The following is a 15,556-nucleotide window of genomic DNA, read 5'->3' as shown; positions in this document are numbered from 1 at the left end:
CAAATCAGGTCAATTCGACAAAATCGACGTCTGACCTTCAATTACCTTACATAAGTGACTTGCGGGCGAAATCCTTCAAACGCAAGCCCAACAGCAACAACATGCCGAAATACGCCAGCACGCCTGCAACAACCAACCCGCCCAGACGAGTAAAGCGCTCCAGCATATTGCCATGATCCCAGGCAGGCATCAGATGCATCAAACCCAGCAACACAGCGGACATCACGGCCACCGCCAACACCAGCTTGAACAGGTACTTGGTCCAGCCTGGCTGCGCGACAAACAGCTTTTGCTTGCGCATCTGCCAAAACAGCAGCCCGGCATTGATGCAGGCACCCACGCTGATTGCCAGTGCCAGACCGGCATGCTGCAACGGCACAATAAATACCAGGTTGAGTAACTGCGTAACGATCAGCGTGAACACGGCAATTTTCACCGGGGTCCGTATGTTCTGCTGCGCGTAAAACCCGGGCGCCAGTACTTTAATCAAAATAATACCGAGCAGGCCAACCGAATATGCGATTAACGCGCGCTGGGTCATGGCCGCATCCAACGCCGAAAACTGACCATACTGAAACAACGACACAGTCAGCGGCTCAGCCAGAATCGCCAGCGCCAACGAGCATGGCAGCACCAGTACAAAGCACAGACGCAAGCCCCAATCGAGGATCCGCGAATACTCCTGGCGGTCTTTATTGGCGTAGGTTTTTGACAGTGTCGGCAACAGAATCGTGCCCAACGCCACACCCAACACACCTGAAGGCAACTCCATCAGACGGTCTGCGTAGTACATCCAGGACACCGACCCGGCAACCAGGAATGAGGCAAAAATAGTGTTGATAATCAGAGAAATTTGACTGACTGAAACGCCCAGAATAGCTGGCAGCATTTGCTTCATGACCCGCCATACCCCGGTGTCACGCAGATTCAGCCGTGGCAGGACCAACATGCCGATTTTCTTTAGATGCGGCAGCTGAAACAGCAATTGGGCCAAACCGCCGGCCAACACCGCCCACCCGAGCGCCATCACCGGCGGATCAAAGTACGGGGTCAGGAACAATGCGAAAATAATCATGCTGACGTTAAGCAGCGTCGGAACAAAGGCCGGCACTGCAAAGCGGTTCCAGGTATTGAGGATTGCCCCTGCCAACGATGACAGCGAGATCAGCAATATATAAGGGAACGTTACCCGCAACATGTCAGAAGTCAGCTCGAACTTCTCTGGCGTGGTGGCAAACCCCGGCGCCGTCGCCCAGATCACCCAAGGCGCGGCAATCATTCCCAAAATGGTCACGATTGCCAGTACCAACGTCAACAGACCGGCGACGTAAGCCACAAATGTTCGCGTCGCTTCCTCACCTTGCTGGTTTTTGTATTCCGCCAGAATCGGCACAAAGGCCTGTGAAAAAGCCCCCTCGGCGAAAATCCTGCGCAGCAGATTAGGCAGTTTAAAGGCAATAAAGAACGCATCCGTGGCCATCCCGGCACCAAAAGTGCGCGCAATAATGGTGTCTCGGATAAAGCCCAGAACCCTTGAAATCATTGTGATAGAGCTGACGGCTGCTAACGATTTGAGCAAATTCATTGAAAGAGTTTTTGCCTATAGAGAAAGAGCAGGCGTACAAAGCGCCCACTTATGCGATACTGCGCGCCGCAACAGCACAGAGCCAAGCTCGCGAGTTTACAGGTCAAGCGCCGGAAATAAATATCCCGTCTGCCTCGATCCACCACTCAGCGGATCGCATCAAACGCCCTTGACAAGAGTTCTCGTCATCGGCATGATTCGCGGCCTATTTTGTTTGTTATTTCCCAAAAGTCTTTCGAGGAGCTCGACGGTGGCCAACACACCTTCCGCCAAAAAACGTGCAAAACAGGCTGAGAAGCGTCGCAGCCACAACGCCAGCCTGCGTTCCATGGTTCGTACCTACATCAAGAATGTAGTTAAAGCCATTGACGCAAAAGACGCTGCTAAAGCGCAAGCTGCTTATGTTCTGGCTGTACCTGTTATCGACCGTATGGCCGATAAAGGCATCATCCACAAGAACAAAGCTGCTCGCCATAAGAGCCGCCTGAATGGCCACGTCAAGGCGTTGAACCTTGCGACTGCCGCTTAAGCGATAAGCTTTTTAAAAAACCGACCTCAGGGTCGGTTTTTTATTGCCTGCGATTTGACACCCTCCCCGAACACAATGCACATCCTGTAGCCGCTGAGGAGCGAGGCTGCGCTCGAGGGTGAAGCGATCGCAAATCCGATAGCCCTCGCAACACCCGCGCCCCATGGTTTTGCGACGGTTTCGCCGCCGAACGCAGCCTCGCTCCACTCCTCAGCGGCTACAAAAGCGACAACGCAGCAAAATATCGGCAAAAAAAAGCTGCGATAACCGCAGCTTTTTTATTAAGACCCGTTACTCGTGCGGCCACGGCAAAATCGGGATCGCCGTTACCGCATTCTGCGGGCTACCTTCGATCAGACGGTCGCTATACACCAGATACACCAACGTATTGCGCTTCTTGTCGAGGAATCGCACGACCTGCATGGTCTTGAATACCAAGGACGTGCGCTCCTTGAACACCTCGTCGCCATCCTTCAGGTCACCCTTGAAGCTGATCGGACCGGTCTGACGGCACGCAATCGACGCCTCAGCACGATCCTCAGCCAAGCCCAGACCACCTTTCATGCCGCCCGTTTTGGCACGAGACAGGTAGCAAGTCACGCCATCTACCTTGGGATCATCAAACGCTTCGACCACAATGCGATCATTCGGCCCGACAAACTTGAATACCGTCGACACCGAGCCAATCTCTTCAGCCGATGCCAGCAACGGCACCGCCAATATCAACCCCAACAAACCGCCAATCAAGCGCATAGAACACCTCAAAATCAAACCAGAATCAGGTTATCGCGGTGAACCAGCTCAGGCTCCGCCATATATCCCAACAAACCGACAATCGCATCCGACGACTGCCCAATAATTTTTTGCGCTTCGCCAGCGCTGTAGTTAGCCAGGCCACGGGCAATTTCTCGACCGTCCGATGCCACGCACACCACCATCTCGCCGCGCCGGAAACCACCCTGAACCGCCTTGACCCCCACTGGCAGCAGGCTTTTGTTGCCCTGGGACAATGCAGCGACAGCACCATCATCCAACACCAGCGTGCCTCGGGTTTGCAGATGCCCGGCCAGCCACTGCTTGCGCGCTGCCAGCAGACCACGCTCAGGCGACAGCAATGTCCCCAGACGCTCGCCAGCCTTAAGACGATCCAGCACACGATCCAGACGCCCGCCCACGATAATCGTGTGCGCCCCGGAGCGAGCCGCCAGACGCGCTGCACGCAGTTTTGTCTGCATGCCACCACGCCCCAGAGCCCCACCGGTACCACCCGCCACCGCATCCAGCGCAGGATCATCGGCACGCGCTTCGTAGATCATTTTTGCATCAGGGTTAGTGCGCGGATCGGCATCAAACATACCGTCGCGATCGGTCAAAATCACCAACAGGTCCGCCTCAACCAGATTGGCCACCAGCGCCGCCAGCGTATCGTTATCACCGAAGCGGATTTCGTCCGTAACCACCGTGTCATTTTCATTAATGACCGGGATCACACCCAATTCCACCAGCGCACGCAGAGTGCTGCGAGCATTGAGATAACGCTTGCGATCAGACAGATCGTCATGGGTCAGCAGGATTTGCGCCGTGTGCCGGGAGTGCTCGGCAAAACTCGACTCCCAGGCCTGTACCAAGCCCATCTGGCCAATGGCCGCAGCCGCTTGCAGCTCGTGCATGGCACTCGGTCGCACCGTCCAGCCCAGGCGACTCATCCCGGCCGCAACCGCACCCGAAGACACCAGCACCAGCTCAACGCCCGCCTCGTGCAAGGCCACCATCTGCTCGACCCAAACGCCCATCGCGGCGCGATCCAGGCCCTTGCCATCCGCTGTCAGCAACGCGCTGCCGATCTTAACAACCCAGCGCTGTGCACCCGTCACCTTGCTCCGCATCATCATCCAACCTATGCCTGAGAGCAGCGCGACCGAGCGCCACCCATGGAATTATTTTTGATTACCAAATCGTAGATGCTAAAACGCCGCTCATGGAGCGGCGCTGTAGTTTACTGCAACGAATCAGTCGCGGACGTAAATGATTTCCGGACCATCTTCATCATCAACATCTTCTTCATCCCAGTCATCGTCGCCGATGTCGTGGACGCTCTTCACGCCGCTGCGACGCAGGGCACGCTTGTCATCCAGTGCTTGCAGCTGCGCACGCGCTTCATCTTCGATGCGCTGATCCAGCTCAGCCAATTCTTCCTTGTAAGCAGGATCATTGGCCAGACGGTCTGCACGATCTTCCAGATAACGCATGATGTCGTGGCACAGTTTTTCGGTACCGATCTTGGCAATAGCCGAGATCACGTAAACCGGGCCAGTCCACTCAAGACGCTCAACAACTTCTTTAACTCGCGCGTCATGCTCGTCTTGCGGCAACGAATCGCACTTGTTCAAGACCAACCAGCGATCACGCTCAGCCAGCGACGGGCTGAACTTGGTCAGCTCATTAACGATGACTTCAGCGGTGTCAGCAGCACTTTCACTGCCTTCAACCGGCGCCATGTCGACGAGGTGCAGCAACAGACGGGTACGCGCCAAATGCTTGAGGAAACGAATCCCCAGGCCCGCGCCATCGGAAGCACCTTCGATCAAGCCAGGAATATCGGCAATCACAAAGCTCTTCCAGCGATCCACGCTGACTACACCCAGGTTTGGCACCAGAGTAGTGAACGGATAATCCGCCACTTTTGGCTTGGCTGCAGACACCGAGCGGATAAAGGTACTTTTACCGGCATTCGGCAAGCCCAACAGACCCACGTCAGCCAACACTTTCAATTCCAGTTTCAGGTCGCGCTGCTCACCCGGCTTGCCCGGAGTAGTCTGGCGCGGAGCCCGGTTGGTACTGGATTTGAAACGGGTGTTACCCAGACCGTGCCAACCGCCATGCACCACCAGCAAACGCTGGCCGGCCTTGGTCAGGTCGCCGATAATTTCCTGAGTGCCCGCATCGATCACCGTAGTGCCGACCGGAACACGCAGCTCCAGATCTTCACCTTTGCGACCCGTGCAATCCGCACTGCCGCCGTTCGAGCCGCGCTGGGCATCAAAGTGGCGGGTATAACGGTAGTCAACCAGAGTGTTGAGGTTTTCGTCGGCGATCATGTAGATCGAGCCGCCGTCACCACCATCACCACCGTTTGGCCCACCATTTTCGATGAACTTCTCACGACGGAAACTCATGCAACCGTTACCACCGTCGCCTGCTTTTACTTTGATCGATACTTCATCAACAAACTTCATAACAAAACACGCCTCTCGTCATCAGGACGAGCCGATAAAAACCAAGACATAAGACTCTTGCAAAAATGAGCGCAGCGACCTCAATCAACGACCGTAAAATCCAGCGCCAGCAGCCCATACAAACAGTTTTGCAAGAGACTCACCCCACAAACGAAAAAGCCCCGTCGCAAGACAGGGCTCTTCCAGCTACCAAGCTATTACGCCGCGACGACTGCAGTCTTCGGAACGATGCTTACATAGCGACGACCGAAGGCGCCTTTAACCTGGAACTTGATCACGCCTTCCACTTTCGCGAACAGGGTGTGATCTTTGCCCATACCAACGCCGTAGCCAGCGTGGAATTGGGTGCCGCGCTGACGCACGATGATGTTGCCCGGAATGATAGCCTGGCCGCCATACATCTTCACGCCAAGGCGTTTGGCTTCTGAGTCGCGACCGTTACGGGTACTACCACCAGCTTTTTTGTGTGCCATGAGTCAATTCTCCTAGTGAGGAATTAGGCTGAAATTAAGCCTGAATACCGGTGATTTTGATCTCGGTGTACCACTGGCGGTGGCCCATACGCTTCATGTGGTGCTTACGACGACGGAACTTGATGATGCGGATTTTATCGTGACGACCTTGGGAGATCACTTCAGCAACAACAGTGGCGCCAGGAACAACTGGAGCGCCGATGTTTACGTCGTCGCCATTGGCGACCAACAGAACGCGATCAAAAGTTACGGATTCGCCGGTAGCGATTTCCAGTTTTTCGATCTTCAGGTATTCACCTGGAGCTACTTTGTATTGCTTGCCACCAGTAACGATTACTGCGTACGACATGGTATTTCTCCGATAATCCTGCTCACCCAGCTCTTTATAGGTAAAGGTATTGGCTGGCATGGCTGCATGGGGCTGGAACGGCCCAAGTGCAATTGCGTAAGGCAGGTGCTGCCCAGGAAGTTCAGGGTGCGCGATTGTACGCAAGCCATGCCAGGGTTGCAAGGGGCCGTCCATCGCGCCTTGACAGGCCCAGCCCCCCGACCTAGCATGCCGCGCAACCCTTCTGGAGCACCTGTCGCTGATGCAACCCCAAGCTTTCTACCGCGCGGTGGCGGACGATTTTAGCGCCGTCGATGGCATCATCAAGAAGCAGCTGACTTCACGCGTGCCGCTGGTCTCAAAAATCGGCGACTACATTACTTCGGCTGGAGGCAAACGCCTTCGTCCTTTATTAGTGCTGTTGTGTGGCAAGGCCCTTGGCCGCGAAGGCGACGATATGCGTCTGCTGGCAGCGACCATCGAGTTCCTGCACACCGCGACCCTGCTGCACGACGACGTGGTCGACATGTCGGGCATGCGCCGTGGCCGCAAAACGGCCAATGCTACGTGGGGCAACGCACCCAGCGTGCTGGTCGGCGACTTCCTGTACTCGCGCTCCTTCGAAATGATGGTTGAGCTGGGCTCGATGCCAGTGATGAAAATCCTGTCGCAAGCTACCCGCATCATTGCCGAAGGCGAAGTATTGCAGCTGTCTAAAGTGCGCGACGCCAGCACCACCGAAGAAACCTATATGGAAGTCATTCGCGGTAAAACCGCGATGCTTTTCGAGGCTTCGACCCACAGCGCTGCGGCACTGGCCGGTGCCACACCAGAACAAAGCGAAGCGCTGCGTACCTTTGGTGATCACCTGGGCGTGGCTTTCCAGTTGGTGGACGACCTGCTCGACTACCGCGGTGACGCCGAAACCCTGGGCAAGAACGTCGGTGACGACCTGGCTGAAGGCAAGCCGACCCTGCCGCTGATCTACACCATGCGTGAAGGCACACCCGAGCAGGCTGCCCTGGTACGCAAAGCCATCCAGAAAGGTGGCATTGAGGACCTTGAAAGCATTCGTGCTGCCGTTGAGGCCTCTGGTTCGCTGGAGTACACCGCACAATTGGCTCGCGACTACGTTGCCCGTGCCATTGTTTGCCTTGAAGCCCTGCCGCCAAGCGAATACCGCGACGCGCTGGTGGAACTGAGTGAATTTGCGGTAGCGCGTACGCACTGATCCCGTGACGCTGTAGCCGCTGCCGCAGGCTGCGACAAGGGCCGCAGGACCTTCGCTTGAGCATTCAAGAAGGGTCGCTGCGCAGCCCGTCGCAGCCTGCTGCAGCGGCTACGTGTTCGGTAAAGCTCCACGTTTACCCGCCCGCCAACAAAACCCTATATAATGCGTGCCTTTTAGCCATCCTGACTCTTAAGGAGCTTTAGTGAGCACGTTGCCACCCTGCCCAAAATGCAATTCCGAATACACCTACGAAGACGGCGCTCAGCTGATCTGCCCGGAATGCGCCCATGAGTGGTCCGCCAACGGCGAGGCTGAAGAAGCCAGCGATGAAAAAGTCTACAAAGACTCCGCGGGCACTATTCTGGTCGACGGTGACACTATTACCGTAATCAAGGACCTGAAAATCAAGGGCACGTCCCTGGTGGTCAAAGTCGGCACCAAGGTCAAAAATATTCGTCTGTGCGATGGCGACCACGATATCGACTGCAAGATCGACGGTATTGGCCCAATGAAACTCAAGTCCGAGTTCGTACGCAAAGTCTGATTCTGTTGCTTACCTTCCTGCGTTTCGCGCAGGAAGGTGCGACCCCCCCCGCTCCACCCCTTCGCAATATCAAAAAGCCAGCCGCTTTGATCGGCAGCAGTTTTTATCCAGAAAAAATACAAATCCGCCAATAGGCACTTGCTATTAATTGAATAAGAATTATTCTCATTGGTATTCATCAAGGAGATGACACTCATGACTTATTTGATTGATGCCTGGCTGGACCGTCCACATCCCTACCTGCGAATCCTGCATCGGGAAACCGGGGAAGTCTGTGCCGTACTGGAAGAAGAAGCGCTAAACGAACTACAGGATCAGGGCGACCTGGATTTCAACGGTCTCAACTCAAGCGAGCCGGTGGTGCTCAAGGAGTTGGTGCGTAACTTGTTTCTGTTCTGCTATGCCCGGGCATTGCGCCCAATCGGCACGACCGACACTCACGAGCATCACGCCAAAATAGAAATATGACGTGCGCCAAAAGCAAACGGGCTTGCTCGCGATACAGACGACACACAGTCATCCCGATCGCCAGCAAGCCCGCTCTACAACGTTAAAGCGCCGAGTTCTTACAGAACGTCCAGCAGTTCCACGTCGAATACCAGCACGCTGTGCGGAGCAATGCTGCCAACGCCTTGCGCGCCGTAAGCCAGTTCGCTCGGCACGTAGATGCGCCATTTGCTGCCGGCGTTCATCAGTTGCAGGGCTTCAGTCCAGCCTGCGATCACGCCGCCAACCGGAAACTCAGCTGGCTGACCACGATCGTAGGAGCTGTCAAACACAGTGCCGTCGATCAGGGTGCCGTGGTAGTGAACACGCACGGTGTCTTCACGGGATGGCTTAGCGCCTTCGCCCGCAGTCACAACTTCAAATTGCAAGCCGGAAGCCAGAGTGGTGATGCCGTCTTTCTTGGCGTTTTCAGCCAGGAAAGCCTTGCCTTCGCCTGCAGCAGCTTCTGCCTTGGCAGCGGCTTCAGCTTGCATGATCTCGCGGATCACCTTGAAACTGGCCGACATTTCTTCCTGACCTACACGGCTTTCCTTGCCCGCGTAAGCGTCAGTCAGGCCAGCCAGGATTGCATCCAGGCTGATGCCCGGTGGCGGGTTGTCGCGCAGTTGGTCACCCAGCTGACGGCCAATACCGTAGCTAACGCGGGTTTCGTCGGTCGACAGATTTACTTCGGACATAACACTGCTCCGCTGTGGGGGTGCCCAGAAAAAGCCGTATTAACCGCTGCTCCCGGACACCCTGAACCAAAAAAGGGCCAGCAGACTACCACAGCCCCCAAAGCCTTCGCAGCCCGGGTTTGTGCACGCCTGCACGGCCGACCTCAGTGTTTGGTCAATTTATCCAGATAGCCCATCGCAAACGCCGATATCACAAAGGTCATATGAATAATCACGTACCACATCAGGTACTGAGGCTCGATATTGCGTGCATCCATAAACACCCGCAGCAGGTGGATCGAGGAAATCGCCACAATCGAAGCCGCTACTTTCATCTTCAGCGACGTGGAGTCCATCGTCCCCAACCAGCTAAGCTTCTCTTTGTGTTCGTCGATATCCAGTTGCGAGACGAAGTTTTCGTAACCGGAGATCATCACCATCACCAGCAAACCGCCCACCAGCGCCATGTCGATCAGCGACAGGATGACCAGGATCAAATCCGACTCACTTAGCGCGAACACGTTAGGGATTACGTGAAACACTTCCTGAAAGAACTTCAACGCCAAAGCCAGCAAGCCCAGCGAGAGCCCAAAATAGATCGGCGCCAGGATCCAGCGCGAGGCGTACATTGCGTTTTCGATAAAGCGTTCCATTGAATCTCACAGGAAATAAAAAAATGGGCGCGAGTATATCAGTGGGAAAACGGCATAGTTAAAGGCTTCGAAACAGCCTGTAAAAACAATTTCTGCTAGTGTCCACCTTCTCAGCTTTGTTTACGGACAGGAAAACCGAACCATGGATCTGCGATTTCCCTTGGCTTGTTTTGGGCTTTCGATGGCATTGCTCGCCACCGGCGGCTGCTCCCCTGACGATAAACATCAGCAGGCCAGCCTGGAAGAGCGCAGCGCGGCATTTGAAAAAAGCCTCGATGCCATCAAGGACCAACAGCTCAAAGACGCTGTAGCAGACCTGGGCGGCTCCCTGCTGTTGCTGGAACGTGCACGCCTCAAGCTGCAAGACAAACCTGTTGAGACCGAGTACGCCACAGACGACCTCGCGCTGCTCAAGCATTACCCAAGCAGCCAGGCACTTAGCGATACCTATATCAACGGCCTGTTTGTACTGCGCAAAAACTCCAGCTCCGATTACCTGACGGATCTGGAGCCAGTCTTCCCGTTCCCGCTCAACAGCGCCTCCGAGTTCCCGTTCCCCCACGCACTTGAATGGCAGTCCGTGACCCTGAGCAACAAGCAGGAGATACCCTTTCAACCAGAATGGTCCGAAACCGATCCAGGCATCCAGCTAAGCCCCTCCAGCGCCAACCTGAGCAACCCGGACGACCTGACTGTCACCTACCCCTACATAGACGGGATTGAAGTCGATAACACGCAGCAGCCTCAACCCCTGATGCTGCACGGCAAAGTCGAAGTCATTGCGCCAGGCAAAGTGGTCAACTTCAACCTGAGCAGCAAGGACGTGGGTAAAACCCGCACCGACGGTACGATCAGCGTGACCCTGCTGGCACTGGGCAAAAACTTTGCCGAGGTGGACATCGTCAACAGCGCCGCGCTGGCCGAGCAAGTACGCGACACCCCGCTCAACCCGCTGATCATCCAGGCCCGCGACCACTCCGGGCAGTTCCTGTCGCGCGCAGGCTCGATCAACGAGAACGCCGAACAACTGGCCTTTTATCAACAGCAATTGGCCGAAATGCTCAAGCAAACAGCCTGGAGTGACGCATTCGAGCAGCAACTGGATACCGAACAAAAGGCCTTTGACCAAAAACACCCCCACCATTACAGCAAGGTGTACTTCAACGGTGTGGTCGAAAATGTCGACATCAACGTGCTCGACTTCTCCACCGCCAATGTCACCCGCAAAGCTCTCGACCTGCCAGTGCGCAAGCTCGACAAAACCGTCGTGGGCAAAGCTATCCAGCCGCTCCCGCTCAACGTTGTGGTCTATGACGATCAGGCCGCCAGCTACCTGAAAGACGCCACCCTTGACCCCGAGCAATTGGAAAAAAGCGTCGTGATCAGCCAGTCAGTGGACGACGCCAGCGCCGCGACCATTGAGTTCAGCCACCCGGCCACCTTCAATGATGAAATGCTCGGCGCGCTCCCCGACACGTCTGACGCACCTGTAACGTTCTTCGCCGAGGACGACAATGGCAACCGCGGCGAGCCACTTGAGCTGCCTGCCGAAGCCTTTGATGTTGACCCCCACACAGGTGTCATCACCTACGACCTGAACCTGTTTCCCGAAACACCGGCATACGCGATTGGCTCTATCCCCCTGTTTGTCGCCGACATAGACAAACAAGCCCTGGATATCGCTCACCTGCCCAAAGGCCTTGAGCTCAAAGACAACGCACTGATCGTTGATCAAAAATTATTCCCGGCCGAAGCCTGGCGCTTTTACGCCAAGGACGACACGGGTAACTATCTGAAGGAAGTGGTCGCTGTAAGCCATTTGACCGAGCCCAACGGCTCGCCAATCTTCGACGTGCATTACTTTTACGGCCAGCCGACCCAACTGGAAAGCTATGCCCGCATCGCGCTGAACCCTGTCGAGTACGGATTCGAGGTCAAGCTCGATAAAGCCCCGGAAGCCAGCACCCCACAATAGAACCGCTGGTTAGCGGGAGGCGTGACAACGCCCGCCATTGATCTGACGCAGCTGGGCCTGTACATGCAGGCACCAGATCTGCGGATCGTCCGCGAGCCGATAGCCATGCAACGTCAGGCTTTCAACAATTGACTCAAGAATGGTTTCGGCCACGAACGGGCCGGGGAATGGGCCTTGCGCCTTGATGGTGGAAGGTTGCTCACCTGCCAGTCCGGCAGCAAAGAGCAGCGTCCACATCCCGTTATTGCCTGCCAGCGGTCGAACGCTGCATTCAATACGGGTCACCAAGCCCAAGCATTGGCGAGTGAGGCAAAGGTTGCGCGACATGGCGGCGACCCTCGGTAGATCCTGTCTTCAGCCGCACACTACGGGCTGCATCGTTCCAGTGACGACAGTGGAGTCCTTGACCTCAGAATAGAAGAAATACCGCATAAGAAAAGTCGCCAATGACCAACGGCCTCGTCGGTTGGCGACTTTGTTTTTTGTGGGAGCAACTGCCTTGATGCTCACGCCGTTTTGTAGCCGCTGCCGCAGGCTGCGACGGGCTACAGAGACAATTCAATCGTGGGAGCGAGCTGACTCGCTCCCACTGGGGGCTTGACCTGGAACAAAGCATCTACAGAGTGACGGGTTAAGCCGGTTTCTTCGCCGCCAATGCTTCAGCCAGCAACTCCTTTTCGGCTTCCTTGAGGTCGTCGTCGTTGATCATTTCCGCAATTACCCGCAACCGCTCTACCACGCGAGCGTTGACGCTGCCTTCAGGGAACTGGCCCTCTTCATCCGGCTCACCGGCAGGCTCACCCACCAACAGGCTCAAGGCCTCATCGGCCTGGCGCACCGCGTACACGTGGAACTTGCCATCACGTACCGCCTGCAGCACCTTTTCATCGAGCATCAAGGTCGCTACGTTGGCCTGCGGAATAATCGCCCCCTGCTCGCCTGTCAGCCCCCGCGCTTCGCAGAGTCGGAAGAAGCCTTCGATCTTCTCGTTGACCCCGCCCACCGCTTGCACTTCACCAAACTGGTTGATGGAGCCGGTAATTGCAAAACACTGCTTAAGCGGCGTTTTCGACAACGCTGAAATCAACGTACAGGCCTCGCCCAGCGACGCACTGTCGCCATCGACGTAACCGTAGGACTGCTCCAGCGCGATACTGGCCGAAATTGCCAGCGGGAATTCCTGGGCATAACGGCTGCCCAAATACCCGGTCAGAATCATTACACCCTTGGAGTGAATCGGCTGCCCGAGGTTAACCTCGCGCTCGATATCGACAATGCCACTGCCACCCGGATACACCGTGGCGGAAATCCGCGCCGGCACACCAAAGGCCGAGTCACCGACTTCCAGTACGGTCAGGCCGTTGCACTTGCCGACGGCCGCGCCATCGGTATCGATCAGAATAATCCCGGCCAGCATGTCATCCAGGATCCGTGCCGAGACACGCCCCGTGCGGGTGGCCTTGGCCTTGAGCGCACGCTCGATGTGCCCGGCGTCGGTCATTTCATCGCCCGCCAGGTGACGAATGAAATCCGCCTCGCTGACCAGCTGGAACAAATCGCCAATACGCGCCGACAACCGCTCCTGATGCTCGGCCAAACGCGCGCTGTACGTCGCCAGACGCGCCACTGCATCGGCGGTCAGCGGTGCCATGCCTTCTTCCGAAGTGCGGGTGGTCAGCAACTGAGCGAACTGCTCAAGGCTCTCATCGACCATGGGGATATCTTCGTCGAAGTCCACCAGCACCCGGAACATCTCCTGGAAGTCCGGGTCGAGGTCCTGCAGCGTGTAATACAGCTGGCGGGCACCAATGATAATGACCTTGACCTGCAAGGGAATGACTTGCGGGTTGAGAGTGACGGTCGCCAGGCGGCCCATCTCGCCCAGCGGCGATTCCATTTTCAACTTGCGCGATTGCAGGGCGCGTTTGAGGGCATCCCAGACAAATGGCTCGCTGAGCATTTTCTCGGCTTCGAGAATCAAAAAACCACCGTTGGCACGGTGCAAAGCACCGGGGCGCAGCTGCCGGTAGGTGGTGTACAGCGCACCCTGGTCGGTGCTGTATTCGATACGGCCAAACAGGTTGTCGTAAGTCGGGTGCGGCTCAAATACCACCGGCGCACCGCCGCTCAGCGGCTGGCCCACCACCAGGCTCGGCAGGTACTGCTCTTCGAGCAGCTTGCGGGCCTGGGCGTCGGTCTTGCTGTCGTCGACCAATTGCTCGACCACGGTTTTCAGCAGGTAAACCTGCATCGCCTGCAAATAGCCGCAGACCGCGCCATTTTCGGCGTACTTCTGCGACAGCGGCGACAGTAATGGTTGCAGGGCCAGGGTGATGGTTTCTTCGTTCAACTGGCGCAGTTGATTGTTCGACTCACGCTTCCACTGCGGCAGGCTGGCCAGCTCTTCGTTCAGCCGCTCTTCCAGCCCGGAAATATCCTCGTGAAAGCGTTCGCGCTCGGCCTCAGGCAATTGCGAAAACTCAGCCTCATCCAGCGCCTTGCCATCACTCATCGGGGTGAATGCCACGTTGCTGCTGTCACGATACAGCGCTACGCCTTTTTCCAGCGCCAGACGCTCAATCACATCCAGCGCACGGTCGTAGCGCTGATTGAAGCCACGGTCGATCGCGCTTTTGCGCTGCTGATACGTCGGGTGCTCAAACACTGCCGGAAAAGTTGCCAGCAGGTTGTCGATCAAGTGATTGATATCGGCAATAAAGGCGCCAGCGGTACTCGACGGCAATTCCAGGGCACGCGGCTCACGCGGCTCATCAAAATTATTGACGTACACCCAGTCGCTCGGCGACTTCAGGCGCTTGCCTTCCGCCTTGAGGTAGCGTTTGACGAACGAAAAGCGACCCGTTCCCGGTTCGCCCATCACAAATACGTTGTAACCCGGGCGCGGCATGGCCACGCCAAACTGCAAGGCTTCGACCGCTCGCTCCTGGCCGAGAATTCCGCGAAAGGGTTCTAAATCATTGGTGTTAGAGAAGCTGAACTGTTCAGCAGAGAAAGGACGGGTTAGCGCGTCAGGCGCTAGACGCAAGCTGGTGGCAACAGAATCAGGCATCGGGCTTCCTTACATCGGGGCGGGGCAGATGGCAGCATTCTGGCGCTGGCTGTGCACCACTGGCAAGGAACACAACACGGGAAATCTCACCTCCCAGTGTTTACGGGCCGAAAATGTGCTCCAGAACAGATTGTTTTACAAAAAAACACGGAACCTGCTGATCGTGCCTAGACTCCAAGCTGTTACGCGGCTGGAAGGCATAACCGGCTCGTACTGGCGCTTCAGGGCCAGAAACCCTTGTCCATTGGTTGCACGCACATAGAGAACAAAGCTATGAAACGGATTCTTCTCGGTACTCTCTTTACTGTTGTTTCCCTCAATGCCATGGCCCAGGCTCCGGGCGGCCCGAACTGCGGTTGGGGCAACATGCTGTTTGAAGGTCAGCGCGGTACTCCCGCTCACTTCCTGGCATCAACCACCAACGGCACGTCCGGTAACGCCACCTTCGGCATGACCTCCGGCACCAACGGCTGCACCACCAAGGACGCCCTGACTTACGGCGGCAAATCGTGGATTGCCATGAATGGCATGATGAACGAACTGTCCGAAGACATGGCTAAAGGCAATGGCGAAGCACTGACCACCTACGCGGTGGTACTGGGCGTCGCCCCTGAAGACCGCGAGCATTTCGCCGCTGTCACCCATGAGCACTTCCAGCAAATCTTCAGCAAGGCCGACGTAACGGCTGAAGACGTGCACAGCAACACCTTGGCTATTCTCAAAGGCGATGCTCGCTTGGCTAAATACGCCACTGCTGCGTAGTAAATGA

Annotated in this window: 16 protein-coding genes; 6 read left to right on the top strand and 10 right to left on the bottom strand. The window is 56.3% G+C overall.

Features of this window, described 5'->3' with window-relative positions; translation table 11 throughout:
• Window positions 1-46 precede the first annotated feature (46 nt).
• Window positions 47-1,585, bottom strand: a complete 1,539-nt coding sequence (gene murJ / locus U5A05_RS03955; protein WP_261740903.1) for a murein biosynthesis integral membrane protein MurJ — start codon at window positions 1,583-1,585, stop codon at window positions 47-49.
• 250 nt (window positions 1,586-1,835) lie between these two features.
• On the opposite strand from murJ, the gene rpsT reads away from it, so the two are divergent.
• A complete protein-coding gene (gene rpsT / locus U5A05_RS03950) occupies window positions 1,836-2,114 on the top strand; it encodes a 30S ribosomal protein S20 (RefSeq protein WP_003443902.1) in 279 nt (92 codons plus the stop codon).
• Window positions 2,115-2,405: 291 nt separating this feature from the next.
• Here the strand turns inward: rpsT and U5A05_RS03945 are convergent, their stop codons facing one another.
• The 5 genes from U5A05_RS03945 to rplU form a co-directional block, all read right to left on the bottom strand.
• Window positions 2,406-2,867 carry a CreA family protein gene (locus U5A05_RS03945; RefSeq protein WP_261740902.1) on the bottom strand — a complete coding sequence of 154 codons (462 nt, stop codon included), beginning with the start codon at window positions 2,865-2,867 and terminating at the stop codon, window positions 2,406-2,408.
• Window positions 2,868-2,881: 14 nt separating this feature from the next.
• On the bottom strand, window positions 2,882-4,000 hold the full coding sequence (gene proB, locus U5A05_RS03940; protein ID WP_321836486.1) for a glutamate 5-kinase: 1,119 nt from the start codon (window positions 3,998-4,000) through the stop codon (window positions 2,882-2,884).
• Window positions 4,001-4,123: 123 nt separating this feature from the next.
• A complete protein-coding gene (cgtA, locus tag U5A05_RS03935; RefSeq protein ID WP_261740901.1) occupies window positions 4,124-5,350 on the bottom strand; it encodes an Obg family GTPase CgtA in 1,227 nt (408 codons plus the stop codon).
• 197 nt (window positions 5,351-5,547) lie between these two features.
• Complete coding sequence (rpmA, locus tag U5A05_RS03930) at window positions 5,548-5,823, bottom strand: 50S ribosomal protein L27 (RefSeq protein WP_003443913.1); 276 nt, start codon at window positions 5,821-5,823, stop codon at window positions 5,548-5,550.
• A gap of 34 nt (window positions 5,824-5,857) precedes the next feature.
• On the bottom strand, window positions 5,858-6,172 hold the full coding sequence (rplU, locus tag U5A05_RS03925; RefSeq protein ID WP_003443915.1) for a 50S ribosomal protein L21: 315 nt from the start codon (window positions 6,170-6,172) through the stop codon (window positions 5,858-5,860).
• A gap of 241 nt (window positions 6,173-6,413) precedes the next feature.
• Between rplU and U5A05_RS03920 the strand changes: the two genes are divergently transcribed.
• The 3 genes from U5A05_RS03920 to U5A05_RS03910 all read left to right on the top strand — a co-directional run bounded on the left by U5A05_RS03920 (window position 6,414) and on the right by U5A05_RS03910 (window position 8,394).
• Window positions 6,414-7,382, top strand: a complete 969-nt coding sequence (locus tag U5A05_RS03920; protein ID WP_261740900.1) for a polyprenyl synthetase family protein — start codon at window positions 6,414-6,416, stop codon at window positions 7,380-7,382.
• Between the two features lie 202 nt (window positions 7,383-7,584).
• Entirely contained in the window at window positions 7,585-7,926 is a 342-nt protein-coding gene (locus U5A05_RS03915; protein ID WP_261740899.1) for a zinc ribbon domain-containing protein YjdM, read from the top strand.
• A gap of 195 nt (window positions 7,927-8,121) precedes the next feature.
• The gene (locus U5A05_RS03910; protein ID WP_261740898.1) at window positions 8,122-8,394 is read left to right on the top strand and encodes a PA4570 family protein; all 273 of its coding nucleotides are present in this window, start codon (window positions 8,122-8,124) and stop codon (window positions 8,392-8,394) included.
• A gap of 98 nt (window positions 8,395-8,492) precedes the next feature.
• On the opposite strand, the gene bamJ is transcribed toward U5A05_RS03910, so the two are convergent.
• Entirely contained in the window at window positions 8,493-9,110 is a 618-nt protein-coding gene (gene bamJ, locus U5A05_RS03905) for a BamJ family beta-barrel-assembly machinery protein (protein ID WP_016779413.1), read from the bottom strand.
• 143 nt (window positions 9,111-9,253) lie between these two features.
• The gene (locus U5A05_RS03900; protein ID WP_048362450.1) at window positions 9,254-9,742 is read right to left on the bottom strand and encodes a TIGR00645 family protein; all 489 of its coding nucleotides are present in this window, start codon (window positions 9,740-9,742) and stop codon (window positions 9,254-9,256) included.
• A 142-nt stretch (window positions 9,743-9,884) separates the two neighbouring features.
• On the opposite strand from U5A05_RS03900, the gene U5A05_RS03895 reads away from it, so the two are divergent.
• Window positions 9,885-11,717, top strand: coding sequence for a hypothetical protein (locus U5A05_RS03895; RefSeq protein ID WP_321835807.1), 1,833 nt, complete (start codon window positions 9,885-9,887; stop codon window positions 11,715-11,717).
• Between the two features lie 9 nt (window positions 11,718-11,726).
• Here the strand turns inward: U5A05_RS03895 and U5A05_RS03890 are convergent, their stop codons facing one another.
• Both U5A05_RS03890 and U5A05_RS03885 read right to left on the bottom strand, forming a co-directional pair.
• Window positions 11,727-12,044: a PA4575 family protein gene (locus U5A05_RS03890; RefSeq protein WP_261740896.1), complete on the bottom strand. Its 318-nt coding sequence runs from the start codon at window positions 12,042-12,044 to the stop codon at window positions 11,727-11,729.
• 304 nt (window positions 12,045-12,348) lie between these two features.
• Complete coding sequence (locus U5A05_RS03885; protein WP_261740895.1) at window positions 12,349-14,787, bottom strand: Lon protease family protein; 2,439 nt, start codon at window positions 14,785-14,787, stop codon at window positions 12,349-12,351.
• 273 nt (window positions 14,788-15,060) lie between these two features.
• On the opposite strand from U5A05_RS03885, the gene U5A05_RS03880 reads away from it, so the two are divergent.
• Window positions 15,061-15,549, top strand: coding sequence for a DUF3015 domain-containing protein (locus U5A05_RS03880; RefSeq protein ID WP_029611228.1), 489 nt, complete (start codon window positions 15,061-15,063; stop codon window positions 15,547-15,549).
• The last annotated feature ends 7 nt before the right edge of the window (window positions 15,550-15,556 follow it).

Origin of the sequence: Pseudomonas kulmbachensis (assembly GCF_963681935.1) — a bacterium.
Taxonomy (GTDB): Bacteria; Pseudomonadota; Gammaproteobacteria; order Pseudomonadales; family Pseudomonadaceae; genus Aquipseudomonas; species Aquipseudomonas kulmbachensis.
The sequence above is the reverse complement of the archived record's forward strand: the minus strand, read 5'-3'. Positions and strand labels throughout refer to the sequence as shown.